Origin of the sequence: Streptomyces marianii, assembly GCF_005795905.1 — a bacterium.
Classification (GTDB): Bacteria; Actinomycetota; Actinomycetes; order Streptomycetales; family Streptomycetaceae; genus Streptomyces; species Streptomyces marianii.
Window position 1 is genome coordinate 2,509,449 of the sequence record NZ_VAWE01000001.1, and the last position, 12,159, is coordinate 2,521,607.

Genomic DNA, 12,159 nt, shown 5'->3' on the forward strand with positions numbered 1-12,159 from the left:
TTTTCGCAAGCTTTCAACAAAAGTCGGCCGGCGCGTTCCGCGATCATTCCGGCGCCCCCTGCGATTGGCCAAAAAGGACCGTCGGCGATCGGTTCTCTATTAGTAATCAGGAATTACCGAACTCAACACGGTAAGAAGATGACTGAAGTTGACTTCAAATGTTCACGACGGCCGCGAACCGCACGACCGGAACCCTTCCGGAAGCGACCGCACACCGCCCTCCGGACGGCCGCGGCCTTGTGCCGGGACCTACGCCCTAGTAGTTAACGGACCACCGGATTGCCGACCCGAAACGCATGGGAAGGCTCCCCCGGTACGCACCGGAACGCACTCGCGACCCTTCCATTCGAGTGAACGCGGACAGGAGCGGCCATGCCCGCAGCCCGCCAGTCGTCAACGGAGCAGTTACAAAGAACACCCGCCCCCCGTGAAGAGGGACCGCCCGTTCGACCCGCCGAGCCCGCACAGCCCCCAGGTGATGCCGTGAACCCGCTGATTGGCCGCATTCCCGTGCTGGACGTACACCCCCTCGTCGACTGCGGCCGAAGGCCCGCGAAATCGACGGTCGGCGAAACGTTCCAGATCACCGCCACCGTGTTCCGCGAAGGGCACGACGCGGTGGCCGCCAACGTCGTCCTGCGGGACCCCGGCGGCCGTCCGGGCCCCTGGACCCCGATGCGCGAACTCGCCCCCGGCACCGACCGCTGGGGCGCCGAGGTCACGCCGGACGCCGAGGGGCGGTGGACCTACAGCGTCGAGGCGTGGAGCGATCCGCTGGCCACCTGGCGGCACCACGCCGGAGTCAAGGTTCCGGCCGGGATCGACACGGCCCTGGTCCTCGCCGAGGGCGCGGAACTCTACGAGCGTGCCGCCGCGGGCGTCCCCAAGAAGGCGGGCCGGGAGGCCGTGCTCGCCGCCGCCGACGCCCTGCGCGACAAGGACCGGCCGGACCGCGAGCGGCTGGACGCGGCGCTCGCCCCGGACGCGCTCGCCGCACTCGCCCGCCATCCACTGCGCGAACTGGTCACCGCCTCGCCCCCGTTGCCCCTCCGGGTGGAACGCACCCGCGCGCTGTTCGGCTCCTGGTACGAGTTCTTCCCACGCTCCGAGGGCGCCCGGGTCAAGCGCGGCCGACTCGTCTCCGGCACCTTCCGGACGGCGGCGCGGCGGCTTCCGGCCGTCGCCGCGATGGGCTTCGACGTCGTGTACCTGCCGCCCGTCCACCCCATCGGCAGCACCTTCCGGAAGGGACCGAACAACACGCTCGGGGCCGGCCGCCACGGCGTCGGGGTGCCCTGGGCGATCGGCTCGGCCGAGGGAGGGCACGACGCGGTCCACCCGGACCTCGGCACGATCGAGGACTTCGACGCCTTCGTGCGCTGCGCCCGGGACCTGCGGATGGAGATCGCCCTGGACTTCGCGCTGCAGTGCTCTCCCGACCACCCGTGGGTGACCGAGCACCCCGAGTGGTTCCACCACCGGGCGGACGGCAGCATCGCCTACGCGGAGAACCCGCCGAAGAAGTACCAGGACATCTACCCCATCGCCTTCGACCGGGACATGGAGGGGCTCGTCGAGGAGACCGTGCGCGTACTGCGCCACTGGATGGCGCACGGGGTGCGGATCTTCCGCGTCGACAACCCGCACACCAAGCCGGTGGTCTTCTGGGAGAAGGTCATCGGCGAGATCAACCGGACGGACCCGGACGTGCTCTTCCTCGCGGAGGCGTTCACGCGCCCGGCGATGATGCGCACGCTCGGCGCGATCGGCTTCCAGCAGTCGTACACGTACTTCACCTGGCGCAACACCAAGCAGGAGCTGACCGAGTACCTGACGGAGCTGTCGGGCGAGGCGGCGGCCTGCATGCGGCCCAACTTCTTCGTGAACACCCCGGACATCCTGCACGCCTACCTCCAGGAGGGCGGCCGGCCGGCCTTCGAGGTGCGCGCGGTGCTCGCCGCGACCCTCTCCCCCACCTGGGGGATGTACGCGGGGTACGAGCTGTGCGAGAACACCCCGCTGCGGCCGGGCAGCGAGGAGTACCTGGACTCGGAGAAGTACCAACTGCGGCCCCGGGACTGGGAGTCGGCGGAGCGGGAGGGGCGCAGCATCGCCCCGCTGGTGACCACGCTCAACCGGATCAGGCGCCGCCATCCGGCACTGCAGCAGCTTCGGAACCTCCGCTTCCACCACACCGACAACGACTCCGTGATCGCGTACAGCAAGCGAACGGGTTCGAACACCGTTCTGGTGGTCGTCAATCTCGACCCCCACCACACCCAGGAGGCGACGGTCTCGTTTGACATGCCGGAACTCGGCCTCGACTGGCACGAGACCGTACCGGTGCGCGACGAGCTCACCGGCGAGACCTATCACTGGGGCAGGGCCAACTATGTGCGCCTCGAGCCGGGCGTCACGCCTGCGCACATCGTCGTCCTGCGACCGTCCCCGCCGACCGGAGGGTCACCCACATCATGATCGTCAATGAGCCCGTCCACGACACCTTCGAGGACACCCCCGCCAAGGACCGGGATCCCGACTGGTTCAAACGCGCCGTGTTCTACGAGGTACTCGTCCGCACCTTCCAGGACAGCGACGGCGACGGCATCGGCGACCTCAAGGGCCTCACCGCCAAACTGGACTACCTGCAGTGGCTGGGCGTCGACTGCCTGTGGCTGCCGCCGTTCTTCAAGTCCCCGCTCCGCGACGGTGGTTACGACGTCGCCGACTACACCTCGGTACTGCCGGAGTTCGGCGACCTCGCCGACTTCGTCGAGTTCGTCGACGCCGCTCACCAGCGCGGGATGCGGGTCATCATCGACTTCGTCATGAACCACACGAGCGACCAGCACCCGTGGTTCCAGGAGTCCCGCGGCAACCCGGACGGGCCGTACGGCGACTACTACGTCTGGGCCGACGACGACAAGCAGTTCCAGGACGCCCGGATCATCTTCGTCGACACGGAGACCTCCAACTGGACCTTCGACCCGGTCCGCAAGCAGTACTACTGGCACCGCTTCTTCTCCCACCAGCCGGACCTCAACTACGAGAACCCCGCGGTGCAGGAGGAGATCATCTCCGCGCTGCGCTTCTGGCTGGACCTCGGCATCGACGGCTTCCGGCTCGACGCCGTGCCCTACCTGTACCAGGAGGAGGGCACCAACTGCGAGAACCTCCCGGCCACCCACTCCTTCCTCAAGCGGGTCCGCAAGGAGATCGACGCCCAGTATCCGGACACGGTGCTGCTGGCCGAGGCCAACCAGTGGCCCGAGGACGTCGTCGACTACTTCGGGGACTTCCCGGCGGGCGGCGACGAGTGCCACATGGCCTTCCACTTCCCGGTGATGCCGCGCATCTTCATGGCCGTGCGGAGGGAGTCCCGCTACCCGGTCTCCGAGATCCTCGCCAAGACCCCGGCGATCCCGAAGAACTGCCAGTGGGGCATCTTCCTGCGCAACCACGACGAGCTGACCCTGGAGATGGTCACCGACGAGGAGCGCGACTACATGTACGCGGAGTACGCCAAGGACCCGCGGATGCGCGCCAACATCGGCATCCGGCGTCGGCTGGCCCCGCTGCTCGACAACGACCGCAACCAGATCGAGCTGTTCACGGCGCTGCTGCTGTCCCTGCCGGGCTCACCCATCCTCTACTACGGCGACGAGATCGGGATGGGCGACAACATCTGGCTGGGCGACCGGGACGCGGTGCGCACACCGATGCAGTGGACCCCGGACCGCAACGCCGGATTCTCGTCCTGCGATCCCGGCCGGCTCTACCTGCCGACCATCATGGACCCGGTCTACGGCTACCAGGTCACCAACGTCGAGGCGTCCATGGCGTCGCCCTCGTCGCTGCTGCACTGGACCCGTCGGATGATCGAGATCAGGAAGCAGAACCGCGCCTTCGGCCTCGGCACCTTCACCGAACTCCCGTCGTCGAACCCGGCGGTGCTGGCGTACCTGCGGGAGGCACCCGCGACCGAGGACGGCTCGGACGACCTGGTGCTGTGCGTGAACAACTTCTCCCGGTTCGCCCAGCCGACCGAACTGGACCTGCGCCGGTACAACGGGCGCCATCCGGTGGAGCTGATCGGCGGGGTCCGCTTCCCGGCGATCGGCGAGTGGCCGTACCTGCTGACGCTGGCCGGGCACGGCTTCTACTGGTTCCGGCTGCGCAAGGAGCCGGTGGCCGCGGAGACCGCGGCGAAGGGGCCCGCGCGCAAGGCCCCCGCGCCCAAGGGCGTGTGATTCCGGCACATGCCATGTCGTGTGCGGGGCGGTTGGACCGTCCCGCACGGGGCACGATTCCCCCCATATCGAGATCCGGCCCGAGTCCGTACGGACCATCCTCCGCCGACACTCCCCCTGCCTGCGGCGGGGGGACCCCCACGCACAGCCCGGACAGCTATTATTTGCCGCAATCCGGGACACTCTTCGCAACCTGTGGTGTGCCCGGGGAAAGGACGCGATGCCATGTCGGAGGCTGCATCCACCCGGACCCCCGTCGCCCTGCTGCCTTCGCTCTCGCCCCTGCTGCGCGCGTGGCTGCCCGGGCAGCGGTGGTTCGCGGGAAAGGGGCGCCCGGTCACCGGCTTCGCGCTGGTGGCGGCGGTCGAACTGCTGCCGGTCGACTCAGCCGGCCCCGGACTGCTGCATCTGCTGCTGCGCGTCAGGCAGCCCGGCCAGACCCTGGGCTCAAGGACCGCCGTCGGACGGGCCCCGGCCGGGAAGCGCGACCCCGGGACCGGCGGCGACTGCTACCAGCTGCTGCTCGGCGTACGCACCACACTGCCGCCGTACCTCGCCCCGGCGATGATCGGCCGCGTGAACGAGGGGCCGCTCGCCGGCCGGACCGTCTACGAAGGACTGCACGACCCCCGGCTCGCCGGGCTGCTGCTGGAGCGACTCCGCACGCCCGGCCGGTTCGGCCCACTCCGTTTCGACCGGGCGGCTCCCGTCCCGGGCGGGCTCCCGGCCCACGTGCTCGACGCCGAGCAGTCCAACTCCTCACTGGTGTACGGGGATTCGTACATCCTCAAGATCTTCCGCCGGGTGTACCCGGGGATCAACCCCGATCTGGAACTGCCTCTCGCACTCGCCCGGGCGGGCTGCGACCGGGTGCCCGCGCCCGTCGCCTGGTTCGAGTCGGACACGCCCGAGCCCTGCACCCTGGGCGTCCTCCAGCCGTTCCTGCGCGGCTCCCAGGACGGCTGGCAGCTGGCGCTCAAGGCGCTCGCCGCGGGCGACGACTTCACCGAGGAGGCGCAGACCCTGGGCCGAACCACCGCGGAGGTGCACACCGCGCTCGCCGCGGCGCTGCCGACCGTGTCACTGAGCGGGCCCCAGACCGAACACCTGGCGACGGCGATGAACGAGCGCCTGGACGCGGCGCTCCGGGCCGTGCCCGCGCTGCTGCCCTACGTCCGCGGGCTGCGTGCCGCCTTCGACGCGATCGCCGGCGCGACCTTCGACGGCGACGGCAGGGCCCAGCGCATCCACGGAGACCTCCACCTCGGCCAGGCCCTGCGCACACCCGACGGGAGCTGGTCCGTCATCGACTTCGAGGGGGAGCCGGCCCGGCCACTCGACGAACGCCGCCGGGTGCAGCCCCCGGTGCGGGACATCGCCGGGATACTGCGGTCCTTCGACTACGCGGCACGCTCCCACCGCCCCTGGAACCCGGCCTGGGCGGCGCGCTGCCGTGCCGCGTACTGCGAGGGCTACGCCGACGCGTCCGGCTCCGACCCTCGCGCCGAGGCGGAACTGCTGCGCGCCTACGAGACGGACAAGGCCGTGTACGAGGTCGTGTACGAGGCCCGTCACCGGCCGGACTGGCTGCCCGTCCCCATGTCCGCCATCCAGCGGCTGGCCGGCCCGGCGGGCTGACGCCGCGTCATCCCGCAGCTGAGCAGCCCCCGCCCCACCTTCCCCCTCAGCACAAGGAGGCCGTCCCGTGACTCCCCGCAATGGCGTACGCCCCGCCAAACCGCTCGACGCATCCGACCGGGAACGGCTGCTCGCCGGCACGCACCACGATCCGCACTCCCTGCTGGGGGCGCACCTGGTCCGCGGCGGGGTGGTCTTCCGGGTGCTGCGGCCCTACGCGGAGTCGGTGACGGTCCTGGCCAAGGGGCTGCGCGCCGAGCTGCACGACGACGGCGACGGATTCTTCTCGGCGCTGCTGCCCCTGCGGAAGGTCCCCGAGTACGCGCTCCAGGTCGGGTACGAGGACACGGTCGTCGAGTTCGCGGACCCGTACCGCTTCCTCCCCGCGCTGGGCGAGCTCGATCTGCATCTGATCGGCGAGGGACGGCACGAGGAGCTGTGGCACGCCCTCGGCGCCCGGCCGATGACGCACCAGGGCGTCACGGGCACCCGTTTCACGGTCTGGGCGCCGAACGCCCGCGGGGTCAGGGTCGTGGGGGACTTCAACTACTGGGACGGCACGGCCTGCGCCATGCGTTCGCTGGGCGCCTGCGGGGTGTGGGAGCTGTTCGTACCCGGTGTGGGCGAGGGCGCGCTCTACAAGTTCGAGATCACCCGGCCCGACGGCTCCCGCACGCTCCGGGCCGATCCGATGGCGCGCCGCACCGAGGTGCCGCCCGCGAACGCGTCCGTCGTCACCGAGTCCCACCACGTCTGGCACGACGAGACGTGGATGGCGAACCGCGGCGCCCGGCCGGTCCACGAGGCCCCGTTCTCCGTGTACGAGGTGCATCTGCCCTCCTGGCGCCCGGGGCTCACCTACCGCCAGCTGGCCGACCAGCTGCCCGCCTACGTCAAGGACCTGGGCTTCACCCATGTCGAGCTCATGCCGGTGGCGGAGCACCCCTTCGGCGGCTCGTGGGGCTACCAGGTCACCGGCTTCTACGCGCCCACCGCGCGGATGGGGACCCCGGACGACTTCCGCCACCTGGTCGACGCGCTGCACCGCGCCGGCATCGGGGTCGTCATGGACTGGGTGCCGGCGCACTTCCCCCGGGACGACTGGGCGCTTGCGGAGTTCGACGGGCGCCCGCTGTACGAGCACTCCGACCCGGCCCGCGCCGCACACCCCGACTGGGGCACCCTCGAGTTCGACTACGGGCGCAAGGAGGTGCGCAACTTCCTCGTCGCCAACGCCGTGTACTGGTGCGAGGAGTTCCACATCGACGGGCTGCGGGTCGACGCGGTCGCCTCGATGCTGTACCTCGACTACTCGCGCGAGCACGGCGAATGGAGCCCGAACGAGCACGGCGGCCGGGAGAACCTCGACGCCGTCGCCTTCCTCCAGGAGATGAACGCCACCGTCTACCGGCGCTGTCCCGGTGTGGTGACGATCGCCGAGGAGTCCACCGCCTGGGACGGCGTGACCCGGGCCACGCACCACGTCGGGCCGGCGGGCTTCGGCGGGCTCGGCTTCGGGCTGAAGTGGAACATGGGCTGGATGCACGACTCACTCGGCTACGTCGAGCACGAGCCGGTGCACCGCAAGTACCACCACGACGAGATGACGTTCTCGATGGTGTACGCGTACAGCGAGAACTACGTACTGCCGATCTCGCACGACGAGGTCGTGCACGGCAAGCGCGCCCTGGTGTCGAAGATGCCCGGCGACTGGTGGCAGCAGCGCGCCAACCACCGGGCGTACCTCGGCTTCATGTGGGCCCATCCGGGCAAGCAACTGCTCTTCATGGGACAGGAGTTCGCCCAGGGCGCGGAGTGGTCCGAGGGGCACGGGCCGGACTGGTGGCTGCTGGACCCCTCCTACTCGGCCGAGGGCGACCACCGCGGGGTGCGGGACCTGGTGCGCGAGCTGAACAGGGTCTACGCGGCCACTCCGGCGCTGTGGCAGCGGGACACCGTCCCCGAGGGCTTCTCCTGGGTGGACGGCGGGGCCGCCGACGACAACGTCTTCGCGTTCCTGCGCTTCGACGCCGACGGGGCCCCGCTGCTCGCCGTCTCCAACTTCTCACCCGTGGTACGCCACGAATACCGGCTCGGTGTGCCCCCGGCCGTGCCCGCCTGGACGGAGGTGCTGAACACCGACGCGGCACGGTACGGCGGCGGGGACATCCGCAACGACGACCCGGTCAAGCCCGAGTCCGTGGCCGCCCACGGCCACCGCACCAGCGTGCAGCTCACCCTGCCGCCGCTGGCGACGGTGTGGCTGAGGCCGGTGTGACGACCCCGAGCCGCTGGGTGGCCCTCGTCAGCGCCACATAGAGGTCGTTGGGAAGCATCCGCTCGGGCGCGACCACCAGCACCGTGTCGAACTCCAGGCCCTTGGCCTGCCGGGGGTCCAGCAGGACGACGGGCCGGGAGAGGTCGAGCGGCCCGCCGCCCCCGAGGCCGGTGAGCCCCGCGTGCAGCTCACGCGGGGCGATGACCGCGAGCCGGCCCTCCTCCGGCGCCTCGGCGGCGGCGAGGGCCGCCACCTCGGCGAGGTCCAGGGTGCGCTCCCAGGGAGCGGTGCCGGTGGACCGGATGGAGCGGGGCGGGGTGAAGTCCGGGTCGGTGCTCCTGCGCCGCTCCGCCGCGTACTCCATGATCTCGGTGGGCGTACGGTAGTTGACGCCGAGCCGGGCCAGCTGCCAGCGGTCCTCGACGTACGGGGCGAGGATCCGCTGCCAGAAGCCTCCGCCGTCCCCCGCCGCCCCGGGCGCGGGAGGTGCCCCCGGGTCGCCGGTCTGGGCCGGGTCGCCGACGAGGGTCATCGAGCGGGTCGGGCAGCGGCGCATCAGCAGTCGCCAGGCCATGGCCGACAGCTCCTGGGCCTCGTCGACGATGATGTGCCCGAACGCCCAGGTCCGGTCGGCGGCGGCCCGCTCGGCGGCGCTGCGGTGGTCGGCCTCCTCCTGCCGCTCGGCCATCCGCTCGGCGTCGATGACGTCGTGGGCGGCCAGCACCTCCGAGGCGTCGGCGTCGACGTCCTCCTTGTCCTCGAACTCGTAGGTGCGGGAGGCGTAGGAAACGTCCAGCACGCCCTGCGCGTAGGCGATCTGGCGGGCACGCTCGGCCTCGGCGGTGGCGCGGGCCGCGGAGTCGTCCTCGCCGAGGAGCTCCGCCGCCTCGTCGAGGAGCGGCACGTCGGCGGGGGTCCACGGTCCGCCGGTACGTCTGATCAGATCCGCGTCGGCCTCGTCGGGGTGCGTGGGGTCCGCGAGGTAGTCGGCGAGGAACTCCTCGGGGGTGAGCGGCGGCCAGAGCGAGGCGATCGCGGCGTGCACCTCGGCACTGGCGGCGACGGCCTTGCCGAGCTGGGCGATGTCGTCGGGGCCGAGGAAGTTGGGGCCGCCGTAAGGGTCCTCGCCGATGCGGTCGGCGAGCTGGGTGGTGAGGTCGTCGATGATGCGGAAGGCGAAGTAGGGCCGGGCCAGATTGTGCGGCAGCCCGGTCTCGCGGGCCCTGTGCCGCGCCTCCACGGCGATGTCCCAGTCGAGGACCAGCTCGCCGTCGTCGTGGGCGATGACGATCGGCTCGCCCTTCTCGGGCACTTGCTGCCGGTCCCGCACGGCCTCGGCGAGCACGTCCGCCATGTTCGCGCGTCCCTTCACGGCCGCGGCGGCGGGGCTGTCGGTGCCGCTGGCGCGGACCCCGGGGTACAGCTCGCCGACGGTCGACAGCAGGACCCCGGTCTCGCCGAGGGACGGCAGCACCTCGCCGATGTAGCCGAGGAACGCCGGGTTGGGCCCGACGATCAGCACGGCCCGCTTGGCGAGCTGCTCCCGGTGGGCGTACAGGAGGTACGCGGCGCGGTGCAGCGCGACCGCGGTCTTCCCGGTGCCGGGACCGCCCTCGACGACGAGCACCCCGCGCTGGGGGGCGCGGATGATGTGGTCCTGTTCGGCCTGGATCGTGGAGACGATGTCCGCCATCCGCCCGGTGCGGGCGCTGTTGAGGGCGGCGAGCAGCACCTCGTCGGCGTCGTGCGACTCGTGGCCGGTGCGGGTCGGATCAGCGAGATCCATGATCTCGTCGTGCAGCGCGGTGACGGTGCGGCCTTCAGTGGTGATGTGCCTGCGCCTGCGCAGCCCGAGCGGTTCGTATCCGGTCGCGAGATAGAAGGGGCGCGCGACGGGCGCCCGCCAGTCGATCAGCAACGGCGTTCGCTCGGTGTCGTCCCTGCGGATTCCCGTTCGCCCGATGTGGTACGTCACTCCGTCGCGCCGGTCGATACGTCCGAAACAGAGCCCGGAGTCGGCGGCATTCAGCGCGGCGATCGAGGCGGAATGCTCGGCCACCTCGATGTCGCGCTCCACGCGTGCCTGCCGGCCCGTGCTGACCTGCGCCATCGTGGCGCGCACCGCGGCCTCGGCCTCCCCCCGCAGTTGATCGAGCCGCTCATGGGCGAGGGAGACGAATTGCTGTTCCTGCCACATTTCCTCGGTTGACAATTCAGCTCCTGACGCGCTACAGTACAGTTATTGAAGTTCTCCGTGTCCCACATCGCACCCGAACACGGAACTATTCAATATACGCGGAGAAATACCCGGACCGTCAAATACGGACCGGGATTTTTTGTTGCCCGGGACACCGTGGCCCGGCACGGCGGACGATCCCGGACCGGCCCCGCGGCGCGGCGCGGCGAGCGAGGTGGACGAACGACCCGAACTGGCGCCCGAGCGCTGTGCCATACTCGGCGCGCTCAATGCCCGTACCGAAGCCCCCGGGGATCGTTCGTGAAGCCCTTGCCCGCCGAGGCCGGTGGTGCCTCCCGCGTCCCGCCGGACGTACCGTGGCCCGGCCGCCCGGCGACGGCCCGTGAGATCCGCGCGGGCGGCTGCGCATGACCGGCATACCCCTCGCGACCCCCTATCTGGACACCGGAGCCGGCCAACTGTCCTTCACACTGGGCCGGCCCGAGCACCCGGCGCTCGCCGTGCGCGACCTCACCGTCGCCGGGGTCGACGTACAACTGCGGTTGCTCGGTGCCTCGCACCAGGTCCTCGCCGGTCCGGTCCGGGAGACGGTGGCCTGCCTGCCCGGCGTCGAGGGCGGGCTGCCCGACTCCACGACGTACGAGTTCGACGACTGGCGGTACCACTTCGGCGCCCGGACGCTGCACTGCACCACCGCGGGGTTCACCGAGCGGGCGGCGGCCGTACGCGCCCGTTGCGAGGGGGACCCGCGGTCGCTCTGCGGGGTCTTCCCCGGTTCCCCTGACGCCGTCACGGCTCTGACCGTCGAGCCCCACGGCACCGGGCTGGGCTGGCGCACTTGGCACACCTATCCGCAGAGCCGCCAGATCGTGGCGACGCAGACCCGGCTGGAGGCCCGTTGAAGACCGTCCGACTCCTCACCGCGACGATGCTCGCCCTGGCCGCCCTCACCGCGTGCTCCGACGAGCCGGACGACGACGGCAACGCCACCCCGTCCTCCTGGATCCGGCAGCAGTACGGCGGCAGCGGCCCCGGCTACACCGACCCGTCGGACCGGGTCTCCAGAGTCGGTGACGAGATACACGGGCACACCGCCTCCGTGGACCGCGTCGCCGACGGCGACATGGTCTTCCTGCGCTACCGGGACGACATCGTCGCCATCAGCCCGTACCTCCAGGGCAGCCGGATCGAGATCGACGACTACCGCACCGGCCACAAGCGCTGGAGGTCCCGCATCGGCAACGTCTGGCCGGACCCCGAGACCGACGCGTTCCGCGGCGGCGGTCCCGGCTCCGGCAAGTAGTCCCCCCGCGATCCGCCCGCCCGAATCCCGACGACGTCCCCGAAAGGCACCCCCGTGGCAGAGATCCTCGAGTCGGCAGGCACCGCCCTGCTCTACGGCCTGACCGGCTTCATCGTGATGGCCGTGGGCTTCATCGCGCTCGACCTGGTGACCCCCGGCAAGCTCGTCAGCGTGGTGTGGACGGAGCGCAACCGCGGCGCCGCGGTCCTCCTCGCCGGGCAGACCGTGGCCATCGGCCTCGTCATCGACGAGTCCATCCGGGCGAGCGAGTCCGAACAGGGCCTGGGTCTGGGGCTGTTGAGCACACTGCTGTACGGCCTCGCCGGAGTCGTCGTGATGACCCTGGTGGCCTGCGTCATCGGCCTGCTGACACCCGGCCGCCTCGGCGCCGCCGTGCTCGACGACAACGACGGCCGCCCGCACCCGGCCGCCTGGGTGCAGGCCGCGATGTACCTCGGCACGGCCTTCATGGTCGGCGCCGCGGTCTCCTGAC

At 71.0% G+C, this 12,159-nt stretch carries 8 protein-coding genes; 7 read left to right on the forward strand and 1 reads right to left on the reverse strand.

From position 1 onward, the window contains the following. Nucleotides 1-492: 492 nt before the first annotated feature. The 4 genes from FEF34_RS11220 (at nucleotide 493) to glgB (ending at nucleotide 8,166) form a co-directional block, all read left to right on the forward strand. Entirely contained in the window at nucleotides 493-2,478 is a 1,986-nt protein-coding gene (locus FEF34_RS11220) for an alpha-1,4-glucan--maltose-1-phosphate maltosyltransferase (protein WP_199800742.1), read from the forward strand. Then, complete coding sequence (gene treS / locus FEF34_RS11225; protein ID WP_138053048.1) at nucleotides 2,475-4,250, forward strand: maltose alpha-D-glucosyltransferase; 1,776 nt, start codon at nucleotides 2,475-2,477, stop codon at nucleotides 4,248-4,250. The genes FEF34_RS11220 and treS overlap by 4 nt, the downstream gene beginning before the upstream one ends. A gap of 225 nt (nucleotides 4,251-4,475) precedes the next feature. Beyond that, complete coding sequence (locus FEF34_RS11230) at nucleotides 4,476-5,888, forward strand: maltokinase N-terminal cap-like domain-containing protein (protein ID WP_138053049.1); 1,413 nt, start codon at nucleotides 4,476-4,478, stop codon at nucleotides 5,886-5,888. A 67-nt stretch (nucleotides 5,889-5,955) separates the two neighbouring features. Next, nucleotides 5,956-8,166: a 1,4-alpha-glucan branching enzyme gene (gene glgB, locus FEF34_RS11235; protein ID WP_138053050.1), complete on the forward strand. Its 2,211-nt coding sequence runs from the start codon at nucleotides 5,956-5,958 to the stop codon at nucleotides 8,164-8,166. Here glgB and FEF34_RS11240 read toward each other — a convergent pair. Beyond that, nucleotides 8,123-10,363 (reverse strand): HelD family protein, encoded by a 2,241-nt coding sequence (locus tag FEF34_RS11240; protein WP_138057406.1) that lies wholly within the window; start codon nucleotides 10,361-10,363, stop codon nucleotides 8,123-8,125. The genes glgB and FEF34_RS11240 overlap by 44 nt on opposite strands. Nucleotides 10,364-10,770: 407 nt before the next feature. Between FEF34_RS11240 and FEF34_RS11245 the strand changes: the two genes are divergently transcribed. From FEF34_RS11245 to FEF34_RS11255, 3 genes are read left to right on the forward strand one after another with little or no spacing between them, the layout of a single operon-like run. Next, nucleotides 10,771-11,265, forward strand: coding sequence for a DUF2617 family protein (locus tag FEF34_RS11245; RefSeq protein WP_138053051.1), 495 nt, complete (start codon nucleotides 10,771-10,773; stop codon nucleotides 11,263-11,265). Further along, nucleotides 11,262-11,666, forward strand: a complete 405-nt coding sequence (locus FEF34_RS11250; RefSeq protein ID WP_138053052.1) for a DUF4247 domain-containing protein — start codon at nucleotides 11,262-11,264, stop codon at nucleotides 11,664-11,666. Before FEF34_RS11245 ends, FEF34_RS11250 begins: the two co-directional genes overlap by 4 nt. Before the next feature lie 54 nt (nucleotides 11,667-11,720). Further along, on the forward strand, nucleotides 11,721-12,158 hold the full coding sequence (locus FEF34_RS11255; protein ID WP_138053053.1) for a DUF350 domain-containing protein: 438 nt from the start codon (nucleotides 11,721-11,723) through the stop codon (nucleotides 12,156-12,158). Nucleotide 12,159: the final 1 nt, after the last annotated feature.